Raw genomic sequence first — 15193 nt, 5'->3', positions numbered from 1 at the left:
CGGCGTGGCCACCGCTCAGCGCCCGCGGGGGACCGGCACGGAGGACAGGAGCTCGGCGACCACCTGCTCGGCGCTGCGCCGGCCGAGCGCGGCATCCGCGGTGAGCAGCAGGCGGTGTGCCAGCACCGGCCCCGCGAGGGCCTGGACGTCGTCGGGCAGGACGTGGTCCCGGCCGAGCAGTGCGGCCGAGGCGCGCGCGGCCCGCAGCAGCTGCAGCCCCGCCCGCGGCGAGGCGCCCAGGCGCAGGTGCGGGGAGCGCCGTGAGGCCTCCACGATGGCGACCACGTAGCGGCGCACGGCCTCGGCGACGTGCAGCGTGCCGACGGCGGTCACCAGGTCGCGCACCGTCGCCGCATCGGCCACGGGGGCCAGCGTCTCGAGCGGATCGACGGTGGTGCGGTCGTCCAGCATGGCCAGCTCGGCCTCCCGGCCGGGGTAGCCCATCGACACCCGGGCGGTGAACCGGTCGCGCTGTGCCTCGGGGAGGGGGTAGGTGCCCTCCATCTCCAGCGGGTTCTGGGTGGCCATCACGATGAACGGGCGGGCCAGCTCGTAGCTGACGCCGTCCACGGTGACCTGGCGCTCCGCCATGCACTCCAGCAGCGCCGACTGCGTCTTCGGGGAGGCGCGGTTGATCTCGTCGGCGACGACCACGTTGGCGAAGACCGCGCCCGGCTTGAACTCGAACGCCCGGCTCTCCTGGTCGTAGATCGCGACGCCGGTCACGTCGCTGGGCAGCAGGTCCGGCGTGAACTGGATGCGGCGGACCGTCGCGTCGATGGAGGACGACAGCGCCTTGGCCAGGGTGGTCTTGCCGACCCCGGGCACGTCCTCGATCAGCAGGTGACCCTCGGCGAGCAGCACCACCAGGGCGAGTCGTACGACGTCGTCCTTTCCCTGGACGACGCGTCCGATGTTGCCCGCGATCCGTGCTCCCACCGCTGCGACGTCGACCGACGGACCGGCCGCTCCGTCGGCGGTTCGTGTCGCCTCCGTCACGTCGACCACCGTACGTGGCGGAACGGGTTCCGGGTGGGGTCCGGCCGCTTCGGGCCCGCTGCGGGGGTGCCGAGCAGCCGGTCCGGGGTTGACCTGCGGCGGAACGGTCGGGCGCCGGCGCGGAAAGCGGTGGAGAGGACAGGTCACGACACGGTGTCGAGTGGTGTCCGGTGGGGGCTAGTGGGTTACTGTGGCGCCCGGTGGGGAGACAGGGACCGTCGGGGGTCGCTGTCAGGGCCACGGGAGGACCGATGCAGGGGGTGATCCGGTGTTCGTCGGGAGCTACCCGCTGCGGCTCGACGAGAAGGGCCGGCTCGCCCTCCCCGTCCGCTTCCGCGACCAGGTGGCCGACGGCATGGTGATCAAGAAGGGTCAGGAGCGCTGCATCTACGGCCTCACGATGGCCCGGGTCGCCGAGCAGAGCCGCGCGATGGCCGCGATGGCCCCCAACGACACCGCCGGCGCCCGCATGGCCGCCCGCATGAGCTTCGGCTCCATGGTCGAGATCGAGCCCGACAAGACCGGGCGCATCACGATCCCCGCGAGCCTGCGCGAGTACGCCGGCCTGGACCGTGACGTCGTCGTCGTCGGCGTCGACACCCGCTTCGAGATCTGGGACTCGGCCACCTGGGACGCCTACGTGGCCGAGCAGGAGGCCATCTACGCCGACATGGAGAGCGAGGGGATGCCGACGCTGTCGTGATCCCAGGGTCGCCCGCCGCAGCCTGCCTCCGCGCAGACCCGTTCGAACCGCCTTCCCCGCGGCTCGACCGGCACGGGCCCCAGCCGCCTTCCCCGCGGCTCGGTACCGATCCCGCCGAGGCCACCGACGGACGACGACCCGGACCCGCGCCCCCGCGGGACGCCACCTGACGCTCTTCCCCGACGCCAGGCGGCCCCCGCGGGGGACGGGCCCCCACCCCGCCCCACCGTCCCCACCCCGCCCCACCGTCCCCACCCCGCCCCACCGCCCCCAGATCCGAACACGTCGCCCACCCCGCCCCACCGGAACCCCTGCGTCCCCCTACCGGGCCCGTGCGCGCGGCACCATCGCTGGGAAGGGCCCGGACCGTTCGAGAGGTCGTGACGATGAGCAGCACCGAGGCCGGGCCGCCGGTGCAGCCGCCCGTGCACGTGCCCGTCCTCCTCGAGCGCGTCACCGAGCTGCTCGCACCCGCCTGCGCCGAGCCCGGCGCCGTCCTCGTCGACGCCACCCTGGGCCTCGCCGGGCACACGCTGGCCATGCTCGACGCGCATCCCGGCCTGCGGGTCGTGGGCCTGGACCGCGACCCCGACGCCCGCGCCGAGGCCGGCCGCCGGATCGAGGCCGCCGGTCACACCGATCGCGTCACGCTGGTCCCCGCCGTCTTCGACGAACTGCCCGACGTCCTCGACCGCCTCGGCATCGCCGAGGTGCAGGGAGTCCTGTTCGACCTGGGCGTCTCCTCCCTGCAGCTGGACCGCCCCGACCGCGGCTTCAGCTACGCCGCCGACGCACCCCTCGACATGCGCATGGACCCGTCCGGCCCCCGCACGGCCGCCGACGTCGTGAACACCTATCCCGCCAAGGAGCTCAGCCGGGTCCTGCGGATCTACGGCGAGGAGCGCTTCGCCTCCCGCATCGCCGCGGCCATCGAGCGCGAGCGGGCGCAGGAGCCGTTCACCAGCACCGGCCGGCTCGCCGAGCTGGTCCGCGACGCGATCCCGGCCGCCACCCGCCGCACCGGCGGCCACCCCGCCAAGCGGACCTTCCAGGCGCTGCGCATCGAGGTCAACGACGAGCTCGGCGCTCTCACCCGGGCGCTGCCCGCCGCCGTCGAGGCGCTCGCGGTCGGTGGCCGGGTCGTCGTCATCACCTTCCACTCCCTCGAGGACCGCATCGTCAAGCAGGAACTGGCGGCCGGCGCCGCCGATCGCACGCCGCCCGGCATGCCGGTGACCGTGCCGGAGCTCGGCCCCGTCCTCCGCCTGCTGACCCGTGGCGGGGAAGCCGCATCCGACGAGGAGGTGGCCGCCAATCCGCGGGCCGCCTCCGCCCGCGTGCGGGCGGCCGAGCGCATCCGGAGGGCAGCATGACGCGAGCGACCGCCCGCACCGACGTCCGGCCGGCCACCGCCCCACGGCCCCGGACGACGGCCCCCCGCGCCGTCGAGCCGCGCCCCGACCTGCGGCTGGTGCCCCCCACCAAGCCGGCGGTCAACCCGAAGGCCGGCCGCCGGCCTGCCGGGGGCCCGAAGAACCGCCGGGCACCGTTCGTCCTGCTGGTGGTCGCCCTCCTGGCGGGGACGACGCTGGGCCTGCTGATCCTCAACACCGCGATCGCCGTCGACTCGCTCAAGGCCACGCAGTTGCGGGCGGAGAACGCGCAGCGCGCCCAGGAGGTGCAGCGCCTCGAGCAGCAGGTCGTCACGGGCAACACCCCGGCCGGGATCGCCGAGGCCGCGCTCGCCGCCGGGCTCGTTCCCGCCGGACCGGCCGCCTACCTGGTCATCGGTCCCGACGGCACCGCGGAGCTGCGTGGCACCCCCCGACCGGCCGAAGCGCCCGACCCCGAGGGCAGCGCCGGGGACGGGGACTGATCCGTGCCCGACATGGTTCGCGGACCGGGCGGCGGAGGACCCCGCTCGACCGGTCGTCCTCCCGTGGCGCGCCGGCCCGGGCCGCACGGCGGCGCGCCGGGCCCGTTCACCTCCCGCCGGGCCCCGGGCAGCCGGCGCAGCGGTGCCGGCCTGTCCATGGACCAGCGCGGTCTGCGCAACCGCTGGGGTCTCGCGTTCATGATCACGCTGCTGGTGCTCGTGGTCGCCAAGCTCGGCGTGCTCCAGGGCGTGGACGGCGCGGAGTACGCCAACGCCGCCGAGCAGGACCGGCTGCGCACCTATCCCATCGCCGCGCTGCGCGGCGCCGTGCTCGACCGCGACGGCAACCCCTTCGCCTACACCGTGGCCGCCTCCAGGGTCGTGGCCGACCCGACGGTCGTCGGCGACCCGGAGGCGACAGCCGAGGCGCTCGCCCCCCTCCTCGGCGTCGCGGTCGAGGAGCTCGAGGACAAGCTGGACCGGGACAGCCGCTACGTCATCCTCGCCGCGCAGGTGCCTCCGGAGGTCACCGACGCCATCGACGAGCTCGGGTTGGCCGGCCTGGTGTACGAGGACGACCCGGTTCGGCTCTACCCGGCCGGCGCCGTCGGCGGTCAGGTCGTGGGCTTCGTCGGCCGGGAGGGCGCCGGGCTGGCCGGGATCGAGCAGACCTTCGACGACGAGCTGGCCGGCAGCCCGGGGCAGCGCCGCGTCGAGGTCGGCAGCGGGGGCAATCCGATCCCGTCGGGCATCGACGAGTCGACCCCCGCCACGGACGGCAGTTCGGTGAACCTCACGCTCGACCAGGACCTCCAGTACGTGATGGAGGAGCGACTGGGCGAGGCCTGCGCGGACGGCGCCACGACGCGCGCCTCCGCCGTCGCCCTCGACGTCGCCACCGGCGAGGTCGTCGCGATGGGGTCCTGCCCCGGCTACGACCCCGGCGCCTACTCGTCCACCGACCCCGCGCTGCTCGGCAACCCGATCGTCTCCAGCGTCTTCGAGCCCGGTTCGGTCATGAAGGCGGTCACGCTGTCCGCCGCACTCGAGGAGGGCGTCGCCACCCCGGACACGGTGCTCACCGTCGACGGCCACATCGAGGCCGGTGATCGGATGGTGACCGACGCGCACGACCACGAGCCGATCGACTGGACCGTCACGGGCATCCTCGCCAAGTCCAGCAACGTCGGGACGATCATGCTGGCCCGCGAGATCGGCGACGAGAAGCTGGAGCACTACCTCCGTGCGTTCGGCGTCGGCAGCCGCACCGGGATCGAGCTGCCGGGCGAGAGCGCCGGCATCCTGCAGGGTTCCGACGACTGGAGCCGCGTGCGGGCCGCCAACGTGGCCATCGGCCAGGGCGTGTCGCTGACGACGCTGCAGATGGCCTCGATCTACCAGGCGATCGCCAACGGCGGGGTGCGCGTCGAGCCGCGCGTCGTGGCCTCCGTCACCGGCCCCGACGGGCGGGTCCGCGAGGCGCCGGCACCGGAGCGCACGCGGGTGATCAGCGAGGCCACGGCCGACGACATGGCCTACATGCTCGAAGCCGTCGTGGGGGACGGCGGTACCGCACCGCTCGGCGAGATCGAGGGCTTCCGGGTCGCCGGCAAGACCGGTACCGCGCAGCGGGCCAATCCGGAGTGCAACTGCTACGCCGGCGGCGGCTACGTGACCACCTTCGTCGGGTTCGCCCCCGCCGACGACCCGCAGTACGTCGTCGCCGTGGACCTCGAGCGGCCCACCAGCGACGCCGAAGGGGGTCAGGTGGCCGCGCCGGTCTTCGCCGACATCATGCGGTACGCCCTCACCGCCGACGGGGTCGTCCCGTCCGGCGCCCCGCGGCCGGACTTCGTGCTCACCGCACCCTGACCCGGCGGGGTGGGGGACGGCGCGGCGGGTGGGTGGGGGACGGCGCGGCGGGTGGGTGGGGACGGCGCGGCGGGTTCGCGAGGTGCGCGGGCTGCGGGACCCCCGCCGGTAGATTGGAGCCCCGTGACCACGACCGCGCCGACGAGGCTGGCCGAACTGGCCGATCTCATCGGGGTGCCGGCGGATGACAGGGCGAGCGACGTGGCGGTCACGGGCGTCACGCTGGCCTCGCAGGAGGTCCGCCCCGGCGACCTGTACGCCGCGCTGCCCGGCGCCCGCACCCATGGCATCAACCACGTCGACGACGCCCTCGCCCGCGGCGCGGTGGCGGTGCTGACCGACGAGACCGGGCGGCTGGCACTCGCGCCGCGGCACCCGGAGGTACCGGTGTGCGTCGTCGCCGATCCTCGCGCCGTGCTGGGCCGCGTGGCCGACCGCGTCTACGGCGAGCCCAGCCGTGAACTCGCCGTCATCGGCATCACCGGCACCAACGGCAAGACCACCACCGCCTACCTCGTCGAGGCCGGCCTGGCCGCGGCCGGGCACGGAACCGGGCTCATCGGCACGGTCGCGACCCGCACCCGGGTGCGGGACGCCGACGGGGTCCTCGCCACCAGGACGCTGCCGAGCGTGCGCACGACTCCCGAGGCGCCGGCGCTGCACGCCCTGCTGCGGGGCATGGTGGACTCCGGGGTCTCGGCCGTGGTCATGGAGGTGTCCAGCCACGCGCTCGTCCTGGGGCGCGTCGAAGGAGTCCGGTTCGCCGCGGCGGGCTTCACCAACCTGGGGCGGGATCACCTGGACTTCCACGCCGACCTGGAGGACTACTTCCGGGCCAAGGCGCTGCTCTTCGACGGCCGGGCGGCCGTCGAGCTGATCACCGTGGACGACGACGCCGGCCGGCGTCTGGCCGCGCAGCGGCGCGACGCCGGCACCGTGTCGCTCACCGCCTCCGCGGACTGGTCGGCCGACGGTGTCGCGGCGACAGCGGACGGCGGGTCGACGTTCACGGTGCACGGTCCCGACGGGCGCTCCTGGCCCGCCCGCATCCGGCTGCCCGGGCGGTTCAACGTGGCCAACGCCGTGCTGGCGGTCGCCCTGCTGGATGCGATCGGGGTGCCGGTCGAGGCGGCGCTGACGGGGCTCGCGGACACCGTCGTGCCGGGCCGGATGGAGCCGGTCGACGCCGGTCAGCCGTTCGTCGCCGTCGTGGACTACGCCCACACCCCTGACGCCGTCCGCACCGCCCTGCAGGCGCTCCGCGCAATCACCGCGGGCCGGCTGATCACCGTGCTGGGCTGCGGCGGCGACCGCGATCCGGGGAAACGGCCCGCGATGGGCACCGCCGCGGCCCAGCTCAGCGATGTCCTGGTCGTGACCGACGACAATCCGCGTTCCGAGGATCCCGCCGCCATCCGGGCGGCCGTGCTGGCCGGCGTCTCCGGCGTGCCCGAGGCCGACCGTGCCGAGGTGGTCGAGGTCGGCGACCGGCGGGCGGCGATCGCCGCCGCCGTGCGGCTGGCCGGGCCCGGCGACACGCTCCTGCTCGCCGGCAAGGGGCACGAGACGGGGCAGGAGATCGCCGGCACCGTGCACCCGTTCGACGACCGCGAGGTCCTGCGCGAAATCATCGGCGACGTCTGCGCGCCCCAGGGGACGCGGGCATGATCGCGTTGACGCTGGGGGAGATCGCCGAACTGGTCGACGGTGCCCTGACCGGCCCGGCCGACGCCGCGGTGACCGGGAAGGTGACCCTCGACTCGAGGAGCGCCGAGCAGGGGGACCTCTTCGTCGCCTTCCGGGGCGAGCGGGTCGACGGGCACGACTTCCTGGGCGCCGCCGCGGCCGCCGGTGCGGTGGCCGCGCTGAGCACGCGACCCGACGACGCCCTGCCGACGGTCGTGGTGCGCGACCCGGTCGTCGCCCTCGGCCGGCTCGCCACCGGTGTGCACGGCCGGCTCACCGCCGGCGGGCTGCGCACGCTGGCCATCACCGGGTCGTCGGGCAAGACCTCGACCAAGGACCTGCTGGGGCAGGTGCTCGCCACGGCGGGCGCGACGGTCAGCCCACCGGGCTCCTACAACAACGACATCGGATTGCCGCTGACCGTGCTGAGCGCCGACGAGCGGACCCGCTTCCTGGTGCTCGAGATGGGAGCCAGGGGCTCGGGCCACATCACCAGGCTCTGCGGCGTGGCGCGCCCCCAGATCTCGGTGGTCCTCAACGTCGGCTCGGCGCACCTGGGCGAGTTCGGCAGCGTCGACGGGATCGCGCGCGCGAAGGGCGAGATCGTCGAGGCGCTGCCCGAGGACGGCACCGCCGTCCTCAACGCCGACGACCCGCGCGTGGCCGCCATGGCGTCGCGGACCGCCGCCCGCGTCGTCACCACCGGGCGCGCCGAGCGTGCCGACGTGCGGGCCACCGACGTGACACTCGACGAGACGGCCCGCCCGCGCTTCACCCTGCTGGCCGCGGGGGAGGAGCACCCCGTCGCCCTCCAGGTGGTGGGTGAGCACCAGGTCGCCAACGCGCTGTCCGCGGCCGGTGCGGCCCTGGCCGCCGGGATGCGGCCCGCCGACGTGGCCACCGCCCTGTCCGCGGCCGGCGCCCGCAGCCGCTGGCGCATGGAGGTCGGCCGCCGGGGCGACGGCGTGACGGTGGTCAACGACGCCTACAACGCCAACCCCGAGTCGATGCGCGCCGCCCTGGCCGCGCTCGCCGGGCTGGCCGGCGACCGGCGGATCGCCGTCCTGGGTGGCATGGCGGAGCTCGGGCCCGACTCCGCGGCGGAGCACGAGCGGCTGGGCCGCGACGCGGCGGCCGCCGGCATCGACCTGATCGTGGCCGTGGGGCCCGATGCGGTAGGCATATCCGCCGGGGCGTCCGCCGCCGGGCTGTCGGCGGGACGAGGCGCAGGAGGGGAGTCGGTGCACGTGCCGGACCGGGCCGCCGCGCGCGAGCTGCTGTCGGAGGTGCTGCGTCCGGGGGACGTCGTCCTCGTCAAGGCCAGTCGCTCCTACGGACTCGAGCTGCTCGCCGCCGACCTGCTCACGACCACACCCGCCGAACCCGGGGCCCCCGCGTGAGGTCCGTCCTGATCGCGTCCGGTTTCGGCCTCATCCTCTCCATCCTGCTCACCCCGCTGGCGATCCGCGCGTTCCGACGGCAGGGGCTGGGTCAGGAGGTCCGGGACGACGGACCCGAGAGCCACCTGTCGAAGCAGGGCACGCCCACCATGGGTGGCACCGTGATCGTCGGCGCCACCATCGGCGGCTACCTGGCCGCGCATCTGTTCCTCGTCGACCAGGCCAACTGGGGCTTCACCGCCACCGGTGTGCTGCTGCTGTTCCTCATGGCCGGCATGGGCACGGTCGGGTTCCTCGACGACTACCTGAAGATCCGGCACCGGCGCAGCCTCGGGCTGAACAAGACCGCCAAGCTGGTGGGCCAGCTGGTGGTCGGCGTCGCCTTCGCGGTGACGTCGATCAACTTCCCGAACCGGGACGGGATCACCCCGGCCTCGACGTTCGTCTCCTACGTGCGCGACATCGCCCCGTTCGCACTCGGCTCGGTCGCCTTCGTGATCCTGGCCTACCTGTTCATCGCCGGGTTCTCCAACGCGGTGAACCTCACCGACGGGCTCGACGGGCTGGCCGCGGGGGCCTCGGCGATGGTCTTCGCGTCCTACGTCTTCATCTCCTTCTGGCAGTTCACCCACGACTGCGCCACCGAGGACATCGTGGGCTGCTACACCGTCCGCGACCCGCTCGACGTCACCCTCGTCGCCGCGGCCGCACTCGGCGCCTGCCTCGGCTTCCTGTGGTGGAACACCAGCCCGGCGCGGATCTTCATGGGCGACACCGGATCGCTGGCCCTCGGCGGCCTGCTGGCCGGACTGGCGATCGTCACCCGCACGGAGCTGCTGCTGGTCGTCCTCGGTGGGCTCTTCGTGGCCGTCACGCTGTCGGTGGTCATCCAGGTGGCGTTCTTCCGGGCCACCCGCCGACGGGTGTTCCGGATGGCGCCGCTGCACCACCACTTCGAGCTCGCCGGCTGGACCGAGAACACCGTCATCGTGCGGTTCTGGCTGGTGACCGCGATGGCCGTCGCCTTCGGGATCGGGCTGTTCTACGCGGACTGGCTGCAGTTCGTCGGGCTGTGAGCGCGCCGATGCAGGTTCGCGGGCGGACCGTCCTGGTGGCCGGCCTCGGGGTGTCGGGGGCGGCAGCGGCCCGGGTGCTGCTCGATCGCGGTGCCCGGATCCTGCTGACCGACGCCGCCGAGCCGCCCGCGGTCGCCGCGCTGGTCGCCGACGGCGCCCAGTGGCTCGGGCGGCTCGACACCGTTCCCGGCGACGTCGATCTCGTCGTCACCTCACCGGGCTGGCGCCCGGACGCGCCGCTGCTCGCGGACGCCGCCCGCTCGGGCATCGAGGTCATCGGCGAGCCGGAGCTGGCGTGGCGGCTGCGCGGTGCCGATGCCGCACCCTGGCTCGCGATCACGGGCACCAACGGCAAGACCACGACGGTCACGATGCTCGAGGCGATCCTGCTCGCCGCCGGGCGCCGCGCCGTGGCCGCCGGGAACGTCGGCCGCCCGCTGGTGGAGGTGGTCACCGCGGTGGGGGAGGACGGCGCGCCGCTCCACGACGTCGTGGCCGTGGAGCTGTCCAGCTTCCAGCTGCACTGGTCCTCGTCACTGGCGCCCGCCGCGGCCGCCGTCCTCAACGTCGCCGACGACCACACCGACTGGCACGGCTCCTTCGAGGCCTACCGCGACGCGAAGGCGCGCATCCTCCGGCGGGCGCCCGTGGCCGTCGCCGACGCGGGTGACCCGGTCGCGGCGGCGCTCGTCGCCGCCCATCCGCGCCCGGTGACGGTCACGCTCGGCGAGCCCGCCCCCGGTCAGCTGGGGCTCCGGTCGGGAGCCCTGGTCGACCGCGCGTTCACCGACGACGCCTCCGGGGTGGTGCTGCTCGAGCTCGGGCAACTGCAGGTGCCCGGCCCGCACAACGTCGTGAACGCCCTCGCCGCGGCGGCGCTCGCCCGCGCGATCGGCGTCCCCGCCGAGGCCGTCGGCCGCGGGCTCGCGGGGTTCCGGGGCGGCGCCCACCGCAACGTTCGGGTGGCCACCGTCGATGGCGTCGACTTCGTCGACGACAGCAAGGCCACCAACCCGCACGCAGCCGGGGCGTCGCTGGCCGCCTACCCGCGCGTGGTCTGGATCGCCGGCGGCCTGCTCAAGGGCGCGGACGTCGATCCGCTGGTCGCCGCGGCCGCGCCCCGCCTGGCCGGGGTCGTGCTGCTGGGCCGCGACCGGGCCGTGATCGCCGACTCGCTGGCGCGACACGCCCCAACGGTCCCAGTGGTCACAGTGGTCAGCGGCGACGATGAGCGGATGGACGGGACCGGGACCGCCGCCCAGGACGTGATGACGCAGGTCGTGGCCGCGGCCGCACGGCTGGCCCGCCCGGGCGACACGGTCCTGCTCGCCCCGGCGGCCGCCTCGATGGACGTCTTCCGCGACTACGGGCACCGCGGCCGCGCCTTCGCCGACGCCGTCGCGGCGCTCGGGTGATCGCCCAGTGACGGCCACCGCGACGCCGGCACCGCCGCGCCGCACCCGCGTGGAGCGTCCGTCCCGGCGCTTCGCCGGGCCGGCGTGGCTCGACGGCCCCATGACCAGCGCCCATCTGGTGCTCGGCGCGGCCGGCCTGCTGCTGACCATCGGGCTGGTCATGGTGTTCTCCGCCTCCTCGATCAAGGCGGCACTGGCCGACGAACCCGCCTGGCGGCCCGGTGTCCAGCAGCTCGTCTGGGCCTGCATCGGGCTCGTCGCGATGCTCGTCGCGCTGCGGCTGCCGGCCGGCCTGCTGCGGCGCTGGTCGCCGATCGCGCTGATCGGCGTCGCCTTCCTGCTGCTGATCGTCCTGATCCCCGGCATCGGCGTGAAGCTCAACGGCGCCCGGCAGTGGTTCGACCTCGGCTTCGCCCACCTGCAGCCCTCGGAGATCGCCAAGCTCGTCTTCGCGCTCTGGGGGGCGCACGTGCTTGCGCTCCGGGAGCGCTACCTGACCACCAGGTCGCTGCTCGTGCCGGTGCTGCCGGTGTTCGGCGTGCTCTCCCTGCTGCTCATCGCCGAACCCGACTTCGGCGCGGTGGTCAGCCTCGGCCTCGTGCTCGTCGGCCTCCTGTGGGCCGGTGGCATGCCGCTGCGGTACTTCGGCTGGTTCATCGCCGCCGCGGCGGTCGCCGTCGTGGTGCTGATCAAGGTGGCGCCGTACCGCATGGCGCGGATCACCTCGTTCCTCGACCCCTTCTCCGACCCCACCGACGGCGGCTTCCAGGCGATCCGCGGCATGTACGCGCTGGCCACGGGGGGCTGTGGGGCGTCGGCCTGGGCAACAGCGCGATGAAGTGGAACCTGCTGCCGCACGCCCAGTCCGACTACATCTTCGCGATCATCGGCGAGGAACTGGGCTTCCTCGGCTGCCTGGTGGTCGTCAGTCTCTACGGCGTGCTCGCCTACGCGGGTTTCCGGATCGCCCGCCGCGCGGCCGACCGGTTCGTGCAGCTGGCCTGCGTCGCGATCACCGTGTGGCTGGTCGGCCAGGCCGCCATGAACATGGGCTACGTGGTGGGGCTGCTCCCGGTGACCGGTGTCCAGCTGCCGCTCATCTCGGCCGGCGGCACGTCACTGGTCCTCACGCTGTTCATCGTCGGCCTCCTCGCCCGCTTCGCCCGCTCGGAGCCCGAGGCGATCGAGGCGCAGCGCGGCCGGGAGCGCAGCGCCCTCGCGCGGTTCCTGTTGCCGGTGCCGGCCGCCGCCGTCGACCCCGTGCGCCCGCGCCGCAGGCCGGAGGACCGGCCGGCCGAGCGTGCCGCCCCCCGGGCCGCCCGCCCGCCCCGGGTCCCCGGCCCCACCGCGGTCCGCCGGCCCGCACCCGTCCGCGAACCTCGGCCGGCTCGTCCGGACGCCGGCCGGGTGGTCAGCCGGCCGGCCTCGCAGATCCGCCGGCCCGGGGGCCGCGGTGACCGCACGACCGACCAGCGTGGTCCTCGCCGGCGGCGGTACCGCGGGGCACATCGAACCCATGCTGTCCCTGGCCGACGCACTGCGGCGCCGCGCCGACGGGGGGACCGAGTTGCGGATCACCTGCCTCGGCACCGCCCGGGGCATGGAGACCCGACTGGTGCCGGCGCGCGGCTACGACCTGCGGCTCATCCCGCCCGTGCCGCTGCCGCGCAAGCCGACCGTCGACCTGCTGCGGGTCCCGGACCGGGTCTGGCGCGCCGTCGCCGAGACCCGGGCGGTGCTCGACGAGGTGGCCGCCGACGTGGTCGTCGGCTTCGGCGGGTACGTCGCCCTGCCGGCCTACCTCGCGGCGCGGCGGTCGAAGGTGCCGATCGTCGTGCACGAGCAGAACGCGCTGCCCGGGCTGGCCAACCGCGTGGGAGCCCGGCTGGCCGCGCGCGTGGCGGTCACCGTGCCCGGCACGCCGCTGCACGCCGGGGAGCACGTCGGCATGCCCCTGCGCCGCGCCATCAGCACGCTGGACCGCGACGCCACCCGAGCCGAGGGCCGCCGCGAGTTCGGGCTGGACGCCGACCGGCCGACGCTGCTGGTCTTCGGCGGCTCGCAGGGCGCGCAGACGCTCAATCGCGCGGCGGTCGCCGCCGCCGACGCGCTGACCGCCGCGGGCATCCAGGTGCTGCACGCCCGCGGGCCCAAGAACACCCACGTGACGGTTCCGACCCGCCCGCCGGGTAGTGCTCCCTACGTGGTCGTCGACTATCTGGAGCGCATGGACCTCGCGTACGCCGCCGCCGACCTGGCCCTGTGCCGGGCCGGCGCGGTGACCGTGGCGGAGCTGTCGGCCGTCGGACTGCCGGGTGCCTTCGTGCCCCTGCCGATCGGGAACGGAGAGCAGCGGCGCAACGCCCTGCCGGTCGTCGAGGCCGGGGGTGGCCTGCTCGTCGAGGACGCCGACCTGGACGAGGACTGGATCGAGGGCCACCTGATCCCGCTGCTCACCGACCCGCAGGCGCTGGCCGGCTACGCCCGGCACGCCGCGGCGGCCGGTGCCCCCGACGCCGACGAGCGGCTGGCCGAGATCGTCCTCCAGGTCGGCGCGTCCTCGAGCGGACGCCGATGAGCGCCGCCGAGGTCGCAGCCTGGTCGGACCCGGTCCCGCTGCTGCCCGAGCTGGGCACCGTCCACTTCATCGGCATCGGTGGCGCCGGGATGAGCGGCATCGCGCGGATCCTGCTGGCCCGCGGGGTGGCGGTGTCGGGCAGCGACCGCCGCGACACCCCGACGTTGCTGGCACTGCGGGCGCTGGGCGCCCGGGTCGCCGTGGGCCACGACCCGCAGAACCTGGCGGACGCCGACACGGTGGTCGTGTCCACCGCGATCCGTGCCGACAACCCGGAGCTCGTGTCCGCCCGTGAGCGGGGCCTGCGGGTGCTGCCGCGAGCCGTGGCGCTCGCCGCCGTCATGGCCGGCCGCCGCAGCGTCGCCGTCGCCGGCACGCACGGGAAGACCTCGACCACGTCGATGCTCACCGTCGCCGTCCAGGCGTGCGGCGCCGACCCCTCGTTCGCCATCGGTGGGGACCTGAACGAATCCGGCAGCAACGCCCACTCGGGTGAGGGCGACGTGTTCGTCGCCGAGGCCGACGAGAGCGACCGGTCCTTCCTGCTGCTGGCCCCGTACGCGGCCGTCGTCACGAACGTCGAGGCCGACCACCTGGACAACTACGGCGACCTCGCCGCGGTGGAGGCCGCCTTCGACCGGTTCCTCGCCACCGTGCACGGCGACGGCTTCGTCGTGCTGTGCGCCGACGACCCCGGCTCGGCCCGCCTCGCGAGCGTGCCGACCGCGGCGCGGCTGCGCACCTACGGCCGCGCGGAGGGCGCCGACCTCAGGCTCGCCGACCTGGAGGTGGCGCCCGACGCCACGAGCTACACGGCCGTGCTCGACGGGCGGGAGCTGGGCCGGGTGCGGATCCAGGTGCCCGGCGAGCACATGGCGCTCAACAGCGCGGCGGCCCTGCTGGCGGGCATCGAGCTCGGGCTGCCCGTCGAGGGCCTCGTCGAGGGGCTGGCCCGGTTCGGCGGTGTGCACCGCCGGTTCGAGCTCAAGGGCACGGTCCACGGCGTCCGCGTGTACGACGACTACGCCCACCACCCCACCGAGGTCCGCGCCCAGCTGCAGGCGGCGCGCGCCGTGGCCGGCAGCGGCCGGCTGGTCGTGGCGTTCCAGCCGCACCTCTACAGCCGGACCCAGGAGTTCGCCGAGGGATTCGGCCAGGCGCTGGCCCTGGCCGACGAGGTCGTGGTCATGGACGTCTACGGCGCCCGCGAGGACCCGGTGCCCGGAGTGACCGGCGCGCTGGTCGCCGAGGCGGTCCCGCTGCCTGCGGCCCGGGTGCACTTCGAGCCGTCCTGGTCGGCGACCGCCCCGGTGCTCGCCGCGCGCGCCCGGGCCGGCGACCTGGTGCTGACGATGGGCGCCGGTGACGTGTCGATGGTGGGGCCGGAGGTGCTCGACGCCCTGCGCGCACGGACGGACGCCCCCGTCCCCGGACCGGCGGGCGGCCGGCCGTGAGCCGCACCGGAACCACCACCCGGGACCGCACCGGCGGGGCACGCCGTGCGGTGCGCGGCCATGGCGCCGTCCGCGCGGGCGGATCGGGCACGCCGTCGCCGTCCCGGCGTCATCCGCCCCGGCCGCGCCCGGAC

The 15193-nt window shown here is 75.1% G+C and carries 11 protein-coding genes and 1 pseudogene; 11 read left to right on the top strand and 1 reads right to left on the bottom strand.

Annotated elements, in window-relative coordinates:
• Nucleotides 1-15: 15 nt before the first annotated feature.
• The gene (locus MVA48_RS06065; RefSeq protein WP_246986845.1) at nt 16-999 is read right to left on the bottom strand and encodes an AAA family ATPase; all 984 of its coding nucleotides are present in this window, start codon (nt 997-999) and stop codon (nt 16-18) included.
• A gap of 268 nt (nt 1000-1267) precedes the next feature.
• Here MVA48_RS06065 and mraZ point away from each other — a divergent pair, with 268 nt between their 5' ends.
• From mraZ to murC, 11 genes and pseudogenes are all read left to right on the top strand, one after another.
• Complete coding sequence (mraZ, locus tag MVA48_RS06060) at nt 1268-1702, top strand: division/cell wall cluster transcriptional repressor MraZ (RefSeq protein ID WP_246986844.1); 435 nt, start codon at nt 1268-1270, stop codon at nt 1700-1702.
• 386 nt (nt 1703-2088) lie between these two features.
• Nucleotides 2089-3075 (top strand): 16S rRNA (cytosine(1402)-N(4))-methyltransferase RsmH, encoded by a 987-nt coding sequence (gene rsmH, locus MVA48_RS06055; protein ID WP_246986843.1) that lies wholly within the window; start codon nt 2089-2091, stop codon nt 3073-3075.
• Nucleotides 3072-3578, top strand: coding sequence for a hypothetical protein (locus MVA48_RS06050; RefSeq protein WP_246986842.1), 507 nt, complete (start codon nt 3072-3074; stop codon nt 3576-3578). The genes rsmH and MVA48_RS06050 overlap by 4 nt, the downstream gene beginning before the upstream one ends.
• A 63-nt stretch (nt 3579-3641) precedes the next feature.
• A complete protein-coding gene (locus tag MVA48_RS06045; RefSeq protein ID WP_246986841.1) occupies nt 3642-5450 on the top strand; it encodes a peptidoglycan D,D-transpeptidase FtsI family protein in 1809 nt (602 codons plus the stop codon).
• Nucleotides 5451-5573: 123 nt separating this feature from the next.
• Nucleotides 5574-7118 (top strand): UDP-N-acetylmuramoyl-L-alanyl-D-glutamate--2,6-diaminopimelate ligase, encoded by a 1545-nt coding sequence (locus tag MVA48_RS06040; RefSeq protein WP_246986840.1) that lies wholly within the window; start codon nt 5574-5576, stop codon nt 7116-7118.
• Complete coding sequence (locus MVA48_RS06035) at nt 7115-8536, top strand: UDP-N-acetylmuramoyl-tripeptide--D-alanyl-D-alanine ligase (RefSeq protein WP_246986839.1); 1422 nt, start codon at nt 7115-7117, stop codon at nt 8534-8536. Before MVA48_RS06040 ends, MVA48_RS06035 begins: the two co-directional genes overlap by 4 nt.
• On the top strand, nt 8533-9612 hold the full coding sequence (mraY, locus tag MVA48_RS06030; RefSeq protein WP_246986838.1) for a phospho-N-acetylmuramoyl-pentapeptide-transferase: 1080 nt from the start codon (nt 8533-8535) through the stop codon (nt 9610-9612). The genes MVA48_RS06035 and mraY overlap by 4 nt, the downstream gene beginning before the upstream one ends.
• Before the next feature lie 8 nt (nt 9613-9620).
• Nucleotides 9621-11027: a UDP-N-acetylmuramoyl-L-alanine--D-glutamate ligase gene (murD, locus tag MVA48_RS06025; protein WP_246986837.1), complete on the top strand. Its 1407-nt coding sequence runs from the start codon at nt 9621-9623 to the stop codon at nt 11025-11027.
• Between the two features lie 100 nt (nt 11028-11127).
• Nucleotides 11128-12137, top strand: a pseudogene (ftsW, locus tag MVA48_RS06020) (putative lipid II flippase FtsW); the annotation flags it as partial.
• Between the two features lie 343 nt (nt 12138-12480).
• Complete coding sequence (gene murG, locus MVA48_RS06010) at nt 12481-13605, top strand: undecaprenyldiphospho-muramoylpentapeptide beta-N-acetylglucosaminyltransferase (RefSeq protein WP_246986835.1); 1125 nt, start codon at nt 12481-12483, stop codon at nt 13603-13605.
• Nucleotides 13602-15059 carry a UDP-N-acetylmuramate--L-alanine ligase gene (gene murC / locus MVA48_RS06005; RefSeq protein WP_246986834.1) on the top strand — a complete coding sequence of 486 codons (1458 nt, stop codon included), beginning with the start codon at nt 13602-13604 and terminating at the stop codon, nt 15057-15059. Before murG ends, murC begins: the two co-directional genes overlap by 4 nt.
• Nucleotides 15060-15193 lie beyond the last annotated feature (134 nt).

This window comes from Blastococcus sp. PRF04-17 (assembly GCF_023016265.1).
Lineage (GTDB): Bacteria > Actinomycetota > Actinomycetes > Mycobacteriales > Geodermatophilaceae > Blastococcus_B.
The sequence above is the reverse complement of the archived record's forward strand: the minus strand, read 5'-3'. Positions and strand labels throughout refer to the sequence as shown.

Coding starts and splice junctions, on each gene's coding strand:
- rsmH (WP_246986843.1), top strand. CDS start 2,089: ATGAGCAGCACCGAGGCCGGGCCGCCGGTGCAGCCGCCCGTGCACGTG.
- MVA48_RS06050 (WP_246986842.1), top strand. CDS start 3,072: ATGACGCGAGCGACCGCCCGCACCGACGTCCGGCCGGCCACCGCCCCA.
- MVA48_RS06035 (WP_246986839.1), top strand. CDS start 7,115: ATGATCGCGTTGACGCTGGGGGAGATCGCCGAACTGGTCGACGGTGCC.
- murD (WP_246986837.1), top strand. CDS start 9,621: ATGCAGGTTCGCGGGCGGACCGTCCTGGTGGCCGGCCTCGGGGTGTCG.
- murC (WP_246986834.1), top strand. CDS start 13,602: ATGAGCGCCGCCGAGGTCGCAGCCTGGTCGGACCCGGTCCCGCTGCTG.